19 protein-coding genes are annotated in these 16,778 nt (G+C 43.5%); 8 read left to right on the forward strand and 11 right to left on the reverse strand.

What is annotated here, in order from left to right; genetic code table 11:
• Positions 1-218: 218 nt before the first annotated feature.
• The gene (locus PMG71_RS10230; RefSeq protein WP_271941602.1) at positions 219-506 is read right to left on the reverse strand and encodes an NAD(P) transhydrogenase subunit alpha part 2; all 288 of its coding nucleotides are present in this window, start codon (positions 504-506) and stop codon (positions 219-221) included.
• A gap of 183 nt (positions 507-689) precedes the next feature.
• Positions 690-1,841 (reverse strand): Re/Si-specific NAD(P)(+) transhydrogenase subunit alpha, encoded by a 1,152-nt coding sequence (locus PMG71_RS10235; protein ID WP_283753576.1) that lies wholly within the window; start codon positions 1,839-1,841, stop codon positions 690-692.
• 301 nt (positions 1,842-2,142) lie between these two features.
• On the opposite strand from PMG71_RS10235, the gene PMG71_RS10240 reads away from it, so the two are divergent.
• From PMG71_RS10240 to PMG71_RS10270, 7 genes are all read left to right on the forward strand, one after another.
• Positions 2,143-2,688 carry a DUF2808 domain-containing protein gene (locus tag PMG71_RS10240; RefSeq protein WP_283753577.1) on the forward strand — a complete coding sequence of 182 codons (546 nt, stop codon included), beginning with the start codon at positions 2,143-2,145 and terminating at the stop codon, positions 2,686-2,688.
• Positions 2,689-2,798: 110 nt separating this feature from the next.
• Positions 2,799-2,936 (forward strand): 50S ribosomal protein L34, encoded by a 138-nt coding sequence (gene rpmH / locus PMG71_RS10245; protein ID WP_283753578.1) that lies wholly within the window; start codon positions 2,799-2,801, stop codon positions 2,934-2,936.
• Between the two features lie 20 nt (positions 2,937-2,956).
• A complete protein-coding gene (gene rnpA / locus PMG71_RS10250; RefSeq protein WP_283753579.1) occupies positions 2,957-3,382 on the forward strand; it encodes a ribonuclease P protein component in 426 nt (141 codons plus the stop codon).
• Complete coding sequence (locus PMG71_RS10255; RefSeq protein WP_283753580.1) at positions 3,372-3,773, forward strand: PH domain-containing protein; 402 nt, start codon at positions 3,372-3,374, stop codon at positions 3,771-3,773. Before rnpA ends, PMG71_RS10255 begins: the two co-directional genes overlap by 11 nt.
• Positions 3,774-3,916: 143 nt before the next feature.
• Entirely contained in the window at positions 3,917-5,101 is a 1,185-nt protein-coding gene (yidC, locus tag PMG71_RS10260; protein ID WP_283753581.1) for a membrane protein insertase YidC, read from the forward strand.
• A 20-nt stretch (positions 5,102-5,121) separates the two neighbouring features.
• On the forward strand, positions 5,122-5,628 hold the full coding sequence (locus PMG71_RS10265) for a Jag family protein (protein ID WP_283753582.1): 507 nt from the start codon (positions 5,122-5,124) through the stop codon (positions 5,626-5,628).
• Positions 5,628-6,143 carry a YceD family protein gene (locus tag PMG71_RS10270; RefSeq protein WP_283753583.1) on the forward strand — a complete coding sequence of 172 codons (516 nt, stop codon included), beginning with the start codon at positions 5,628-5,630 and terminating at the stop codon, positions 6,141-6,143. Before PMG71_RS10265 ends, PMG71_RS10270 begins: the two co-directional genes overlap by 1 nt.
• Before the next feature lie 124 nt (positions 6,144-6,267).
• On the opposite strand, the gene PMG71_RS10275 is transcribed toward PMG71_RS10270, so the two are convergent.
• The 7 genes from PMG71_RS10275 to PMG71_RS10305 are packed head-to-tail and all read right to left on the reverse strand — an operon-like array spanning position 6,268 to position 12,920.
• A complete protein-coding gene (locus PMG71_RS10275) occupies positions 6,268-7,785 on the reverse strand; it encodes a GUN4 domain-containing protein (RefSeq protein ID WP_283753584.1) in 1,518 nt (505 codons plus the stop codon).
• A 45-nt stretch (positions 7,786-7,830) separates the two neighbouring features.
• Positions 7,831-8,478, reverse strand: a complete 648-nt coding sequence (locus PMG71_RS10280; RefSeq protein ID WP_283753585.1) for a hypothetical protein — start codon at positions 8,476-8,478, stop codon at positions 7,831-7,833.
• A gap of 4 nt (positions 8,479-8,482) precedes the next feature.
• Positions 8,483-10,213, reverse strand: coding sequence for a type IV secretory system conjugative DNA transfer family protein (locus PMG71_RS10285; RefSeq protein ID WP_283753586.1), 1,731 nt, complete (start codon positions 10,211-10,213; stop codon positions 8,483-8,485).
• Between the two features lie 5 nt (positions 10,214-10,218).
• Positions 10,219-10,968: a Mov34/MPN/PAD-1 family protein gene (locus tag PMG71_RS10290; protein WP_283753587.1), complete on the reverse strand. Its 750-nt coding sequence runs from the start codon at positions 10,966-10,968 to the stop codon at positions 10,219-10,221.
• The gene (locus tag PMG71_RS10295; protein WP_283753588.1) at positions 10,965-11,492 is read right to left on the reverse strand and encodes a ubiquitin-conjugating enzyme family protein; all 528 of its coding nucleotides are present in this window, start codon (positions 11,490-11,492) and stop codon (positions 10,965-10,967) included. The genes PMG71_RS10290 and PMG71_RS10295 overlap by 4 nt, the downstream gene beginning before the upstream one ends.
• 2 nt (positions 11,493-11,494) lie before the next feature.
• Positions 11,495-11,752: a hypothetical protein gene (locus tag PMG71_RS10300; RefSeq protein WP_283753589.1), complete on the reverse strand. Its 258-nt coding sequence runs from the start codon at positions 11,750-11,752 to the stop codon at positions 11,495-11,497.
• A 13-nt stretch (positions 11,753-11,765) separates the two neighbouring features.
• Positions 11,766-12,920 carry a HesA/MoeB/ThiF family protein gene (locus PMG71_RS10305; protein ID WP_283753590.1) on the reverse strand — a complete coding sequence of 385 codons (1,155 nt, stop codon included), beginning with the start codon at positions 12,918-12,920 and terminating at the stop codon, positions 11,766-11,768.
• Positions 12,921-13,096: 176 nt separating this feature from the next.
• Here PMG71_RS10305 and PMG71_RS10310 point away from each other — a divergent pair, with 176 nt between their 5' ends.
• Complete coding sequence (locus PMG71_RS10310; protein ID WP_283753591.1) at positions 13,097-13,567, forward strand: hypothetical protein; 471 nt, start codon at positions 13,097-13,099, stop codon at positions 13,565-13,567.
• Between the two features lie 24 nt (positions 13,568-13,591).
• On the opposite strand, the gene PMG71_RS10315 is transcribed toward PMG71_RS10310, so the two are convergent.
• Together PMG71_RS10315 and PMG71_RS10320 are read right to left on the reverse strand one after the other, a co-directional pair.
• The gene (locus tag PMG71_RS10315; RefSeq protein WP_283753592.1) at positions 13,592-14,320 is read right to left on the reverse strand and encodes a hypothetical protein; all 729 of its coding nucleotides are present in this window, start codon (positions 14,318-14,320) and stop codon (positions 13,592-13,594) included.
• 12 nt (positions 14,321-14,332) lie between these two features.
• Positions 14,333-16,762, reverse strand: a complete 2,430-nt coding sequence (locus tag PMG71_RS10320) for a CHASE2 domain-containing protein (RefSeq protein WP_283753593.1) — start codon at positions 16,760-16,762, stop codon at positions 14,333-14,335.
• Positions 16,763-16,778 lie beyond the last annotated feature (16 nt).

Raw genomic sequence — 16,778 nt, forward strand, 5'->3', positions numbered from 1 at the left:
AGAAAAAGTTGGGGTTCAGGAGATTCTTGGCTGACAGAGAATTGAACCGGGCCAAAAAAACGGTTTTGAGAAGCAAAGATTTTGCTTTTGTTGTGGTATAATTTGTGAAAATGAAAACCCCCTGCTTAATAAGGGGGGAATTGGATCGAAAAAGTCCCACTTTTTAAAGTGCGATCGAGAAAGTCCCCCTTATTAAGGGGGATTTAGGGGGATCTCGATCAGGCTTCTTTCTTCTTGAACATTTGCAACATGCGATCGGTGACCAAAAAGCCGCCCACCACGTTGATGGTGGCGCAGACAACGGCAATCAGACCGAGGATTACGCTAATGCTGAGGGTGCGATCGCCCGCCACAATTAAGGCCCCAATTAAGGCAATACCAGAAATAGCATTCGCCCCAGACATCAAAGGGGTGTGCAGAGTCGGCGGAACTTTGTTAATCACTTCAAAGCCCGCAAAACTGGCCAGCACAAAGACAAATAAAGCGCCGATTAATGATTCTGTCATGATTTGAGTAATGAGTAATGAGGTTAACGGTTGCCCTCATCCCCCAGCCCCTTCTCCCACGGGAGAAGGGGAGTAAAGTCCCTCTCCCGTGGGAGAGGGATATAGGGAGAGGGCATTTCCCACAAGTTTAAGAAGGGGAGTAAAGTCCCTCTCCCGTGGGAGAGGGATATAGGGAGAGGGCATTTAACTGGCTACAGCAGACTGTTCACTAGCGATCGCATCTTTCACTCGTTTATTGCGGACTTCTCCAGCATGGGTAACACAAGTGCCGCTAATAATATCGTCTTCAAAATCGAGATTCAACTCCCCTTCTTTCACCAAATAATTCAGCAGAGTCGAGATATTTTTGGCGTACATTTGGGAGGCATGAACCGCCATCGACGCGGGCAGATTGATCGGGCCAATGACCGTGACTCCTTCATAGACCACATCTTTGCCCGCTTCGCTCACTTCACAGTTCCCCCCTTGTTCAGCCGCTAAATCGACCACCACCGAACCCGGTTTCATTTGCGCCACCATTTCTTTAGTCACCAACCGGGGCGCTTTTTTACCGGGTACTTGAGCCGTCGTAATCACCACATCGGCCGTTTTCACATGCTCGGCGACTAATTCTTGGGAGCGCCGTTTGGAGTCTTCGGAAATTTCCCGCGCATAGCCTCCTTCAGCTACGGTTTCTTCATTGAGTTGGACTTCTACGAATTTCGCCCCCAAGCTTTGCACTTCTTCCTTAACTGCGGGACGGATGTCAAAGGCTTCTACGACTGCTCCGAGTCGTCTGGCAGTGGCGATCGCCTGTAGACCCGCTACTCCCGCTCCGATCACAAACACTTTCGCCGGTCGAATCGTTCCCGCAGCCGTCGTTAACATGGGAAAGAACTTAGGCAAAGCCGCAGCCGCGATCAACACTGCCTTATAGCCAGCCACCCCCGCTTGAGAGGATAAAGCATCCATACTTTGGGCGCGACTGGTACGGGGAATCAGTTCCATACTCAAAGCCGTGACCTGAGCATCAGCCAACTTTTGCATCATTTCCGGTTGGGCCAAGGGATTCAAAAAGCTAATTAACACCTTTCCCGGAGTCAGTAGCGCCAGTTCCTCTTCTATCGGAGAGCCAACTTTCAAGAGTACATCCACTTCCTTCCATAATTTCTCTTTATCCGAAATAACTTGCGCTCCGGCTTCCTCATAGGCAGAATCCGCAAAAAAGGAGGATTCGCCCAGGCCAGATTCGACCCAAATTTCTAACCCCTGTTTGGTTAATTTGGCGATCGCATCGGGAATTAGAGCAACTCGGCGTTCTCGATATTCAACTTCTTTAGCCACTCCTATTTTCATGGATATTCCTCTTCGTATAGTGTATCGATGAGCTATTGGTGAACTAGCACGCAGGCTGGATGGATAGCACCGACTGGACTTGAATGATTGTCTTTGGTTTTTATGGATCGTAAGCCGATCCCCGGAAACCCAGGAGGATCTTTAACTTGTTTTATGAATTAGGTATTTTTGGCACTTTTGCATCCCCCCTTGCGTCCGGATTAGGGCCCTAAAGAGGTGACTTTTGTCAATCTGGTCGTTTCTTTTGGTAAAGTTTAGTAACGGTGTCTAAATCAATATGAGTGGATTAAGTCGTTTTCCTATGGTCAAAACCTTAAAGTCGATCAAACTTCCCCTATTAGCTGCGGCGATCGCCACCGGTCTAGTGGCTGCCATCCCCACCCTAACCCTCGCCAATGGTTTACCCGGACTAACCATCTTTGGCGGCCCTGGACGGGAGAATACCCTAGATTACTATTTCGACTATCGTGGCATTGCCAATAAATGGGATCGCTATCGGTTCCGGATTCCTGCCAAGAAACTCACCGAAGCCGTGCAGTCCTTCACCATTTCCTACGCTGAAAGTCCCGCTAACTATACAGGCAAACTAGACCCCGATCAAATAGAAGTGCGGATCAAAGGAGAAGCTCAACCCCTAGAAGAAGTGATTTGGGATCAGGAAAATAAACTGGTGGAGATTTATCCAGAAAATCCCATCCCCGCAGGAACCGCAGGATTAGAATTAGTCTTTTCCAACGTGAAAAACCCCGGATTTGGCACATATCGGTTTAAGTGTCTGATCTTGACCCCTGGAGAAGTGCCCTTACCCCGCTATATCGGTACATGGGAATTCCAGATCAGTCCCTAATTTCCCCATTTCTGAGCCAAATTAAGGGAGATCGAGAGCGCGATCGATGGTACAATAAGCGATCGTGGCATTTTTATTCGATCGGCTAACCATTTAGGGAAAACAATTCTATGAGTAAACGCACCTTAGAAGGAACCAACCGCAAACAAAAAAGAACATCCGGGTTTCGGGCCCGGATGCGGAGTAATACCGGCCGCCGAGTCATTCGCGCTCGTCGTAAAAAAGGTCGTCATCGGTTAACCGTTTAAGAGTTACGGCTAATGGGTGAATGGGGAGAAATGACCGATTACCCGTTACCAGCTTAAATCGCTATACCATGCTCGCCAAAGCGAACCGACTTAGAAATCGACGACATTTTGTTGGAGTCTATCGTCAAGGAGTCCGACATGAAACGGCCCACTTGACCCTAAGAGCTTTAGGGCCAAAAATTCCCCATTCTCAAATCCCCCACCGTCCCAGTCATCCCACCCAAATCGGGATTGTAATTGGCAAAAAAGTCGATAAACGGGCCGTTTATCGAAATCGGATTAAACGGCAAATGCGAGCCAAACTGCGCCAACTTCTCCCTAAAATTCAGAGGGGATGGCAATTGGTATTGATTGTGCGTCCAAATGTCCAATCCTGCAATTCTGACCAATTTCTGCGAGAATTAGAGCAGTTATTGGTACAGGCAGAGGTACTCAATGGGAATTAAAGAAGATGCGATCTATGAGGGTGGCCCCCATGTTGGAGATTTGATCTTCAATATTTTGATTGGTTTTACGATCATTGGACTCCCTTTAACCATTGGCTCAGTGATTCGAGCAATTTGGTCTCGCTATCGGATTACCAGTCGTCGGATTTCGACCACTGGAGGATGGATGGGACGCAACCGTACCGATGTAATTTACTCGGAAATGGCCCAAGTGGTCGTCGTTCCTAGGGGGTTGGGAGCTTGGGGGGATATGGTGATCACCCTCAAGGATGGTAGCCGTCTAGAAATGCGATCGCTCCCCCGATTTCGGGAACTTTATGACTATATCAATGAAAAAATCTCCAGAAAGGGTCAAACCAAAAGTGGCTCTGGGAGCAAGGTTAACGCCTAATCCTTATATTCATCCGAGGACAGTAAAAGCTATTCAATTTTGGCTCCTTCGCTGTTCTCGGTGAAAATCGATCAGATCAAGCCTCCGACAATCAGATACACTGAAGAGGCAGTTCCTCAGCGCAAAAGGTTAACTCACGACGAATGGACTTTGGTATTGGTTTTCTCTCCAGCAACGTTATGCTACCGATCCTGGATTTCTTCTACGGGATCGTACCGAGCTATGGTTTGGCGATCGTCGCCCTAACCTTAGTGATTCGGTTTGCTCTATATCCCCTGAGTGCCGGATCGATTCGCAGTATGCGGCGCACTCGTGTAGTGCAACCCTACATGCAGAAGCGACAAGAAGAAATTCGCAATCGGTATAAAGATAATCCTGAAAAACAACAGGAAGAGATGGCGAAGCTCTTCAAAGAAGTGGGCAATCCCTTAGCCGGATGTTTGCCCGTGCTAGTTCAAATGCCGGTACTCTTTGCCCTGTTTGCCACGTTGCGAGGATCGCCGTTTGCAGATGTGAACTACACGGTGGATGTACAGATCTTTCCCCAAGAACAGATTGAGCGAATTCAACCCCAAATTTATGCCACTAAACCTCAGAATATCTATATCGAAGATGGGGTTCATGCTAAGGTAGCGGCGATTTTGCCCGGAGGCAATAAGATTGGCGTGGGCGAGAAAACTCAAATTAATTTGCAAACGGTCGAAGGGCAAACAGTTAAAGAATTAGTTGCTCAGTATCCCGATCAGGTGCAAAAGCTGCAACCGACTTGGACAGTAACCAAGGGGGAAGAGCTGGTTAAGGTTAATCCTGATGGTACGCTGGTAGCTTTAGAACCAGGAGAAGTGAGCCTTCAAGGTACAGTTCCGGGATTAGCAGCAGAGAAAGGATTTTTATTTATTAAAGCGCTGGGACGAGTCGGTGCTTTTGATGAAAATGGCAACATTAACTTCGATATCTTGGGGATGGTACTGTTCTTTGGAGTCAGTTTGTATCTGAACCAGGTGCTGTCTGGCCAAGGTGGAAGCAGTAATGATGCCAATTCCCAGCAACAAACGATTAATAAAATTACGCCAGTGATCTTTACGGGGATGTTTTTATTCTTTCCCTTACCGGCTGGAGTTTTGATGTATATGGTGATTGCCAATATTTTCCAAACGGCCCAAACCTTTATTTTGTCTAAGGAACCGTTGCCGGAGAATCTCCAGAAGTTGGTTGAGGAAAAAGGCCTGAGCGTGAGTAATGGGGGTACACTCTCCGAGAGTCGCACGGATTTGCCTTTTGAAAAACGATCTAAAAAGAAGACTAAACCAGAATCTAAGAAGAAATAGGCACTTGTTCGGCAGCAGTAATGAAGGAAACCATGCAAAAGCGGGGCCAGCAGTGGCTAGAAGACCTATTGAAAAAGATGGGACTAGCTACTGCGGTGAGGGTGGAGGTGATTGAAGGATGGTCAGGTCAGGAAACGTCTTGGTTAACGATTGACGCTTCGCCCTTGAGTGCCTCCCAGATTGAACAGTTGGTGGGTACGGGTGGGGAAAGTTTGGATGCGATTCAGTATCTGATTAATGCGATTCTGAATTTGGGACAAGACCGGGAGGAACAGGGGTCGTTTACTCTGGAGTTGAATGGCTATCGTCATCAGCGACAGCAGGAAGTGCAGCGAATGGCTGAGATGGCGGCTTATACGGTGCGGCAAACGGCAGTTGAGTTTGAGATGAAGGCGCTGTCGTCGGCGGAGAGGAGGGAGGTGCATCAGTTTCTGCAATCTTGTGAGGATCTGGAAACGGAGAGTGTGGGTAAGGAGCCTCACCGACGGCTGATTGTGCGACAGCGCTCCCAAGAAGGAGGTGGATGATGCAGATGATCTATATTCCTGGGTTGTTGAAGTGCCCGGAGGGAAGACTGAGGATTGAGGTGGATCAGTATTTGGAGGGTTTGGATTCTTTGATGCCGGTTCAGGGCTGGATGAAGATGATTCACCAAGGGAGTTATCTGGAGGTGAAGGCGATCGCCGAGACTATCATAACTCTGAAGTGCGATCGCTGTCTGCAACAGTATAATCATCGACTGCGGGCGAAGGCAAAGGAGTTGATTTGGCTCGATCCCAATGCGGATACCCTCAATGATAATCTGCCCTTGGAGCGGGAAGTGCCCTTAGAGGATTTGGTGGAAACCCTCTCGCCCCAAGGCCATTTTGACCCGGAAACTTGGCTCTATGAGCAGCTTTGTCTACGGCTTCCCCATCGGCAGTTATGTGATAAAAATTGTCCGGGAATTGAGGTGAACGAGGAAGCGGCTGAAAGTGCGGATGCTGGTGTAGATGCCCGTTGGTCAGCTTTGGCGAGTCTTAAGGATCAATTTCCGAAATAATCTCTTCTCTAGTGTTTAAGAGCAGGGAATAACAGTATAGTCGCCAATATCATCTATTAAATAATTGTTATTATCGTCGAGTATAAGTGTAAAGCCTCTATATTTACAAGTATTAAACTTACTTTTACAGTCCACATCGATCTATCACTTCTTGATAAAAATCCTCCATTCTTACTGGCCCAACTTTGTCAATACAACCGCCCAAATAACCACCAGGTGGACAATGTAAAGACATTTCCATCTTGCAAGCTTTGGTATCTTTATATCCTGTCGAACAAGGTGTTGGTAAATATCCTTTTGGAGCCGAAAAGCTAAAATTCATATTTTCATAATGCTTATCCGATATAAAATAAGAACCTTCTATATGCCAGTTTAAATAATTTTTGAATTTTTTATATTTATCTTTAAAGTTTTTATATCTTTGATTGTGCGTGTATGGTGTACCTTTCATTGCAGGGAAATTTTTCCATATTTTATACTGAACACTCCACCCAAATTTACCTTTAGAATAAAATCTCCATAATTGGTCTATCTTACGAATAGTAGGGCAAGGAAGATGAGCAAAACTAGAATTCGGCAATTTCTTACCAAAGGGCCAAAGTTTTCCAGCTTTATCAATCAAAATTTGTGATGTTTCTCGATCTGCTGCTTGCCATCGTCCTTTAGCTAATAATTTCTCAAGGCGATTGGAAACATTAACTTCTTCAGATTTCTGCAAAGCAATCTCCGTATATTCTGTATAAGTTTCAACCCTTTCTTGAGCAGCTTTGAAGTTTTTGTTCTCAGGCGAAACAAAAGACATCAATCTAGAAGACTTTTTCCACATTGAAGCAATGTCATTCCATTCTTCAGAGGTTTGTGCTTCTTGGCCTGCTCTAACAGCCTCTTGTGCAATTTCAATACCTTTAACATAGGGATCAGAAAATACAGATATTAGATATATCGATATGTGATTATGACTATAATATCCAAATACAGTTATTAAAGTAATTAATGTTATAGTCCAAAAACAACCCAGTCTTCTGAAATAATGAAAAAAACCTAAAAACCGATTAGTAGAATATGTTGTGTTACGTCGATTATTACGATCAGTTGATAACTGAGTATTGATTCTTGCATTCCTTTCAGGTTGCATTCTGATAGTAGAATACCTTGTATTACGTCGATTATTACTATCAGTTAATCCTTGAATCGGATGATTCTGTCTTGAAACTATCCGAAGAGTAGTATTACTTCTATTAGAAGATACAGCTCGCGCACGAACAGCCTGCCGTCCCTGGCAATTTCGGCAAAACTGCATCTCTTGCCAACTTTCTAATTTCATAATTGCACCGCAGCTAGTACACTTCATCCCTTCATCACCAGGTTGGAATGAACTCGAATCCCAAGCACAAGTTGTACGATCAGCATTAAATGTTTCCATACTTGGAACTATCTGAAGAGTAGTATTACTTCTATTAGAAGATACAGCTCGAACATGAATAGCCTGCCGTCCCTGGCAATTTCGGCAAAACTGCATCTCTTGCCAACTTTCTAATTTCATAATTGCGCCGCAGCTAGTACACTTCATCCCTTCATCACCAGGTTGAAATGAACTCGAATCCCAAGCGCATCTTGTACGATCAGCATTAAATGTTTCCATAGAAGAAATCTGATAAAAATAAGAAAAGCAATCAAAACAAAAAAACTATCTTGTCATTTTTCTTGTCACTCTCTTTTTTTTAGTAACGGCACTATTTTCTGAAATAATAGATTTACTATTAGCGATCTCGTTTTGTTTCCCCCATTTTATTGACTGTGGGTCATTTTTTTTATTTTGAACTTGTTCTCGCTGAGTTTGTTTTGTCCACTTAACCTTTGATGATTTAGAGTTTGTATTTTTACAATATGAATTATCTGGGTCTAACAGACCAGTTGGAAGACCATAATTTATTCCTTGTGAAATAACTTTATGTACCTCATTTATTTCGTTAGGATTGATTATAAAAATTTGCGACTTATTTAATTCAGCTAAAACCGACTTGCTAAACTTACTCGTTGTTCCATCAGGTGTAGCAAAAATAAGTTTTAGTCTTTCTTGTTTTGCTAAACTTACTAACCTTCTTGCTTGTTCAGCATCATTAAATTGACCTGATTTAATTTCTAAAATTGCAAATTCCGATCCTCCTCTGTCAGAAATTATACGATCTATTTCTGTGTCTTTGTGAAAATCGTCAGTATAACGACGTTCTGAGCGATCAGAAATGTCAACATCGGCTTGCCACAGTAAATTCTCGACAAGCAGTTCAAAAAAACTCCCTTTTTCTTTATTAATTGGCCCCTGTCTTCCCACCATAAAATTATCTCCTCCATCTAATTCTAGAGTGATTTACTTGGGAACTTAAATCTGTAGAATTTTCTGGTTGCTGCCTTCTATTATGCCAAACAACTCTTTGTTCGGTTGGAGTCAAATTACTGTTAGTTTGTGAGCTAATACCACTCCATCTAGCTCTTGAAACCTGAGAAGGCTGCCATATACTGTAAGGCTCTATTACTCTCTGATAGTCAACTAAAAAAGGTTTGCGACAAGCAGTTCTAGAATGAACGACGGCTATATGCTCATTTCCTACAGGATATTGTATCTCCCTGCTATCTAGTACAGGTGCAGATTCACGCCAATTTTCATAACGTTCTCCCTCAGCATGAGTCCTGAACCAAGGATAATTATCTTGTGAATTGGCTTCGTGATACCTCCGTCTTCTCAAATTTTGGTTGCGATTTCCCAAACGATGACTCAGCCAATCAGCCGCGCCAGAACCTACCCCCCTACAAAGAACAACAGTATCGAAATTTTCCATGACCTGCTCTCGATATTCTGGGTTAATTTGCTCCAAACTTTGAGCAGCAATAACAATACTTCCTCTAGCTGAACGTGCTACGCTAGTAAACTCGGCAATATTGACCTGTTCCTGAATTCTAGGAAACTCATCAATCCAAAAAACAATTCCTTGATCGCTACCATTTTGTGTCCATCGTTCGTAAAAAATAGTCATTAAAATATCAATCAAAGCAGATGATATCTTTTGAGAAATATCACGTCCTGCTAACTCAGCACCAATGACTAATAAAGTTGGCTGTCGCTGAATATCACGCAGTAAAATATCGCTGTGCCCTGTCACTTGTTCAAAGTTAGGCCAACCAAAAAAGTTTATCGCATCTTGAATCCCCCAAGTAAAAGCATTGGCTCCATTTTCACTTTCTTGAATTAATCTTAATTGAGATTGAATCGATGCTTGTAATCTAGCATCCTGACAAAACCCTAAAAGCTGATTTAGAGTTTCAACAGGGTTTTCTGCAATTTGATAAATATGAGTGAGGTTTGCAGCATCACCAAAAATCTGCTTAATCAACATTATCCACTGCGCCATCCAAGAGATATCTCTCATGGAAAACTGCCGATTGTCCCCTAAATGCTCAGTATTGCCATACAAGGATTTAGCTAAAACTTGAGCATCTTGTATAGAGTTTATATTGTCGAGTAAGTTGATACTATGGCTGCGGCTAACTTCTTGGGGAAGGGTACTCCAATAAATAACCCGTACACCTTTTTGTTCCGCATAATGTCCCAGTTTGTCGATTAGGGAACCTCCCTTAACATCAATTACGATATTAGACAAGCCTGCATCAATAGCAGATTTAATACCTGGAATAATAAACCCTTCTGTTTTGCCTGACCCAGGTGGCCCAATAAGCGCTAAATTTTTGTAAATAGATTTTTCTTGCAGCCAAATCTCTTGATTTGACTTGACTTTTCCTCCGGCTATTTTTAAAAATTTTCCAATATTGATAACAGGTGGAGATGCATATCTATCTGGATGTTTAAGAATTCGATAATTATTAGAATTAGAACCTTGTGACTGAAGAACATCAGTAATTTCATTAAGTGTAGCTGTTCCTGAATAATCTCTTAAGTCTCTCAGGTGTATATCTGTAGGGGGTACAACCTCATTAGGCCCAATAATTGTCTCACGACCACCAAAGAGGTTTCTAAAAGCCCATCCTAAATTTTCAAGTGAGTTTTGCCAAGACATTATAATTAATTTTTATAAAATAAAAAAAATGTGATCTTTAAAATACTTAAACAACAGCCTAATCTGTCATGTAGTGATGATTCTTTACTGGTATTATGAGAAGTGTTTTCATTAGTTTGTTTTACTACTGGGTTGTCTTCAGATAAAGATGGTTTATTTTGATCAGGCTTGAGTGTTTCAGACTCAGATGCTTTAGCTTGAGGTTCTAAAGTCTTGCACGAACTCATTGGTTGACCTTTAGATCCACAAAAAAATCCGATCTCATCTCGAATTGGATCGTAGACAACAGCAATATGCCAAGGTTGGTTAAAACAGTCTTCTTGAGTCTTTAAATCAACGCCTGATAGAAAGACACCAAAATTAGGATGAGAATGATACCAACCCACAATCTGTGTTTGGGGATAAGACTCTTCTTGTTCTTTAAGGATTGCTGGCCAACAATGAGGAGTAAAACGAAATGTTGAGCAATTTCCTATTGTCGTAGGTGCTGCAATCGCCCCAGTTATTACTGTGTTATGGATATTGCTTGTATTTGATACATTTCCTACTAAAATACCTCCCGTTTCTTTGCTGGTATCTTCTGATAAGTGAGTTGTTAGCTTATGGATAGCAGATTCAGATACATAAAGCTGAAGATTTTCATGTAAAAAAGATTGATATTGGCTTGATTCCAAACAGGAGAAAGAAACATTATTTTGGCTTCGGTTTGCGATCTCTTGTCTCTGAGACCGCTTATGCCATCGGACTTTAGTCATTGCTTTTTATGCCACTTAACTTTTCTATGTTCCGTAGGTTGGTTAGGGGATTGTTTTTTTAAAGGAAACCAACCTTTAGATTTATTCCTATTGTACCAATTCTTAGCAGAGCGATTAGCTTCATCTCCAAAATCAGTATTTGCATACTGAATCATTGTGATTAATCTCAAAACCAAAACATTAAGAGGTTGATTTTCAGTCATATTGTTCCCATAAATACAAGTCCATCCACCTGAACCTACATTCGGGTGAAAAATTGGAGTTTTGAAGGTTACTGTGGGGATACCTTCTCTCACTGGCTCTGGATATCTGTTGGTAAAGTTTGAAATTTCCAAAATATGCTGGGTGGTATAAATTGGAGAATCATTAGAATTAATCGATTTTACCCCTACAACATCAGATATCTGAATGACATATTTTCGAGGCTCAGGTATATACTCCAAAAGCTTAATATTTTTATTGGAGACACACAGTCTTAATAACCCTTGATAATCACTTTCTAATCTTCTATCACGAACTGACATATTCAGGCTCCCCCTACCTCTGGTACAAATGAAAAAACTGCATTCTTCGGAATACTTGCGCTTCCAAATGTCTCATTATCACTCTGGATTTCACCCGTTTTTTCTAATATGAGTGTACTGTTGCGAGTTTTGGGAACACCGAAAATCTCATGGCATTCTTTACGAAACTCTCCCAATTGCAAATCTAAGGGCACAGTAGCTTCTTCCTCTTTTCCCGCATTGGGATACTTAACAAGTACAGTGATTTCTGCAATTGCCATAATAAAAATCTCCTTAGTTCAAAGTCTGATCTGTTAATTCTACAAAGGTAAGTTGACCATTCTGTTTAAATTGAACGATCTCTTTATCCGCCATCCAAAAATATCGCAAGGGAAATCCAGCTTCTTCAGAATCCTTATAGATTTTGAAATTCTTTGTCGGTGTTCTATAATCATAATTACACTTTGGACACCAAGATTGACTATATTTAACTTCCTGTACAGGCATTGCAATTAGTTCAATATGCCCACATTGCGGACAAGTCAATTTAAAGACAAAATCGAAAGGAAGTTGTAATTCCCACTGATCATTCAGCCCTAACATAGCGGCTACTTGACTTGCCGTGTTATCTAAGCTGGCTGAATGAGGAGAAAAATTTTTACAATCGTTTATTAATTCATGGTCTGGGCATTCTTCATTTAACTTAAACTTACCAACCTTAAAACCCATTGGAAAGCTAACCGGCAGAAATAATTGTGTTCCAGGTTGGAACTTTTGCTCTCCCAGGATAACTTGTACAGCTATTTCTACTTGGTAAGCTGCAATAACAGAGGATGTCATAATGCTTGTAGCAATTACTGGCTCTTTATAGTCATCTTTCAAATACCCATCTGGACAAGAACGCCTTTCATTAATTTGCTCCCAATGAGTGCTATTCATTTTACAACGGTAGCAAGCAGTCTCAGGCACTCGTGGATTGAAAAAAGCAACGTTGCCCATTGCATAATCTATCCCACCATCGATCCAAGGAGTTCCTGCAAAATAGGATCTTTCATTTAGAGTTCTTCTTGCCCCAAAACTGTCTACGCAGCCAAAGCATACATCCATTTCCCGGAGCAAGCCACGGCCAAAGGCAAACTCTAACTTGCCAAGAATAGAATATACTTGGGTATCTGGGTTAAGTTCTTTAACTCGTTCGGCTACCACCTCCGCTTTATGTCTGCCTATGTCTGATTCGCGAAATAAAACAGATCGCGTCAAATTATGAATTTCGATAGTATCGTAGTCCACAACCCAAATATGACCAACTCCCAGCAGCGCCAAGTTCTTCAAAACCTCATTACCCAGTGCGCCACAGCCGAAGACAGCTACCTTCGCCTGGGCCAGTTTTTCTTGGCTCCAGTTCGGGATTAGTTTTAATCGCTTATACTTATCTTCAGGTATTGACATTCTACAGTTCTCCTTTAAACTGCCCTTATCAAGCGCACTAGGCGGCCTGACCTAGACTGAATCTGGTTACTGTATTTGATTTTCCTTAATAATACCCTGACCGATCTCAGGATTTGGCTGATGTGCGTCAGGATTTATGTTAGAATTCCGTCAGGAATTTACAGGGTACTGAGACTATGCCACCTGCTGACGAGCAATTTACTGAAGCTGCTAACTCCTGGGACTTGAAAACGCTGTACTCGGATTTAGCGGCGGTTAAGGGAAAACCGCTAACCCCCGTTGAGAAGCTGCACTTACGGGGGTTACTTTGTGGCTATAGTCCTGCGGAAATGGCTGAAAAGCTACAAAAGAACTCGAAGGGGGTGGAAACGGATCTATGCGCTACGATTTATAAGTATGTTAAGAATTTTGTGGGTAAAGGTACTGAGAAAATAGACAATTGGAGAACGATTAGTCAATGGATGGAGGAAGCAGGGTACAAAGAAGGAGCGGGATCTCAGACTAACCTCCAGCAGGACTATCCTGATTCTAGTCAGGTCAATGTGACGAATATCAAATTTGAAAATAATCAAATCAAGATCGGTGTATATTTACAATTAACTGTACCTCTACCTCCAGAAGTTTCGTTAGTAGAGAATGAAGAGTAAATGAAGTCACTGATTCTTATAAACCTAAGAGTCTGAGGGACAAAATTGAGTAACAATACTATTTTGAAGAGATTGAACAGATTCGGAAGGATTAGGGACTGAATAGATATAGTGCAGCATATCAGAGACTAACTCTTGTTCTCCGAGGTAAAGGGCTTGATTGAGGGCAATATCAGCAGGCGTTACCCCTTCGCGAGTCAGTTGGGTAGAAATAGCTTGCATTTGGTTATCAATAGATGAACGTTCTGCGCCGTCTAAAATTTGAAAGGTGGCTTGCATATAGGGACGATCCGTTACCAGTTGCCAAGTATAGGCAACTCCTGGCTGTAAGGGGGGAGCATCTGGGGGATATAAGATGAAGTTGCGATCGCCCGCAACAGCAGATTCCCAGATCATTTCTTCAGTATCCTCTCGTAAAACTTGAATCGATTGGATGACAAGATCATCTATTTTAGGATGCCACAGAAATAGGGGGCGATCGCTCCAAATCACTTCGGGTTCTAACCAAGTCAAGGTATCGAGATCGCTCTCACGGGTAGGTGAAATAGCACAAATTAACTCAACTCCACTACTGGCACTTCCCCGCGATCCCCCGTCCCCCTCATCGGCTGGAGGTTTCAATTCAATCAGGTTACGCAGCTTTTCCGTAATCTCTGGGGTTTGGGCAAAGCTAGTCATGGCATGGGTTACCATGAGTCCAGCCCCAATTAAGCTCAGTAAACCCATGCGAGCATATTGCACCGTTTTAGCCATTACGAGTATCCCTTATTCTCGGTTGTGGATAGTCTGTGAGAGTACAAACCCCCATACCATGATTGTAGGAAAAAACCAGGGTAAGAGGATGGCCATGGAAATATAGGCTTGTAGTGACAGTAGGCTGTAAACTATTGTTCCGATGGAGAGGGCGATCGCCGTTTGACGAACCGCAGAACGAGTTAACCCCACCATTAATGTTAGTCCTTTTGCCAACAGAGCAGCAACCAAAGTTATCCACAGATCCGGAAGGGGAACCACTAGCCTATTCTTAAGGAGATGATCGAGCATATACCCATGGATTTCTCCCCCTGTGAGCAAATTCTGTTTTGTCCAATATTCAAAAGCAGCCGGAGGAGGAGTAAGATTATCACCACCGGGGGTAGTTCCGGCTTCATCATAGCCTCCTGGAGCAATAATGACGATGGAGTGAGTCAGGGTTTGCGGATTAGGGGGAGCATGACAAGCATGGCTATCCCCATTTTGCCCATATCCCGATTCTGCTAAAAACTGCCAAGCGGTAAGACAGTAATAGACTTGGGAAGGGGGAAGGGAGTAATCAATAATCGGATGCAACCACATTTGTTTGAGTAGGTAAGAAAATGCAGTGATGGGAGAAGTTTGGGCAGTTGCGGGGAGGGGATGGGGAGATTGGGAAAGATAGGAGAGAATTTGTTGCTTTAAGTCTTCGGTGCTGTTGAGATTGGGTTGGAGAGGATTGCCCTCTGGGTGAGTGGTGAAATAATGAGACAGGGCAAGGAGATGGGAAAAGGGTAAGGGAATTGCAGGAGTTTGGGGAATATGCAATTGCATGTATCCCTGTTTGAAGAAGTTCATCCGTCCTTGCAGACTCCAATTGGGATCGGCTATTTCGGGTAAAACACCGATCCATCCCTGGCGCAGATCCCGTTTACTGACGAAGATTAGCCAGGTGTGGTGATTTTCAACGGCGGTTTTGAGGGTTTGAGTAAGGATGGTGTCGCTGCTGCCGTTGTCTAGATTTTGATGGGGGCGATCGAGGAGATAATCTATACCAATAACGCTGACATTAAGTTCTGTCAGTCGCCCAATGAGTTGGGCGAGATAGGTGCGATTCATGGGCACTGGGCTAGAAATTCCCGCTTTGGCGATCGATTCATTGTCGATTTGCAGCATCACCACGGATGGGGTGGGAGTGGTTTCAATTTGTTGGGTGAGGTGGCGATAGCGAGCTTGTATCCCGACGCGCTGATTCAGGAGCCAAGTTTGTAGGGGAAAGAGACAACTCAGGGTGGTAAGGGTGGCTAAGGTAGCGGTTTCCCAACGGTTGGGTATCCATTGTTTGAGATGTTCTCGCCAGCCAAAGGGTTGAATGTGAAAGAGTTCTGCTTCTGGGTGGGTGAAGAGGGAAGGAATGAGGTAGGCGCTGGGATAGGTGAGGCGTTTTTCCTGTTGTTTGAGATAGTGACAGGCTTGCACCAGGGCTTGATAAACGGTGTCAAATTCGGTGAGGCGTTTGATAAATTGGATTAGGAATTCTTGGGCGACGCGGTTGTGAATGGGTTCGCGCATGACGGCGACTTGATTTAAGCCGAGGTTGATCAGGGATTGGGCGATCGCCAAGCCGCTACAGGAGTTAAAAATGGCAAATTGTAAGCCTCTGGTTTTTGCCAGATGTAGGGATTCGCTGATGTCATGAATGGAGAGGGAAACCCCTGGGGCGATCGCCAATTCTCCCCCAGTTAAGGCAGTTTCGTTACTATGTCCAGCAAAAAAGAGAACATCCCATCCACGGGGATCGGCGATCGCCTGACAAATATCATGTTTAAGTTGCTGGATATCCTCTTTTCCCGTCCATCCCACAAATTCCACCGTAGCCAGTCGAGACAGGGAAGTAACCGCCGTGCGATCGCCTTGAAACTCCAATCCCGTATCATCGCCTAAAATCGCCAATACCCTCGCTTTCCTGCGCCGAGGATAAACCGGTTCATGGGCAATATTTCCCGGAGTTCGCACCAAACAAATAGAATTTGCCGCCCCTAAATCCGTACCAATTTCCCAAGTTTCCCAAGGCAACCTCGCCAAGTCTAGGGGCGTACAAGTCAAGCATACCATCAGAGGTTTAGAACTCTTAACCGCCATGGTTGCCAACTGTCGGCGAATGGCGACTAATTCTGGAGAAAGCAACCAATAATGAAATTGATCCAGTAATTCCGCTTCCGCTTGCACCAATAAAGAGCGCCAATCTTCCGACGGTTTAGACACCTGTCCCCGCTTAAAAACCTTGCCTCGCAATTGCCGATAAAACTGCAAATAAGTTTCTTTCCATCGCTCATAACTCTGGGATAGATTAGCCGGATAAGGTAATTCCGTCCATAGGGTTTGTCCTTCTCCCCAAGTCAGTTCAAAGTCACAAACTTCATTGACTTGTCGGACTCGTAGTTTATAGACTTGGGAAAACATGGATTCAATTTACAAT

Source organism: Roseofilum acuticapitatum BLCC-M154 (genome assembly GCF_030068475.1).
Taxonomy (GTDB): Bacteria; Cyanobacteriota; Cyanobacteriia; order Cyanobacteriales; family Desertifilaceae; genus Roseofilum; species Roseofilum acuticapitatum.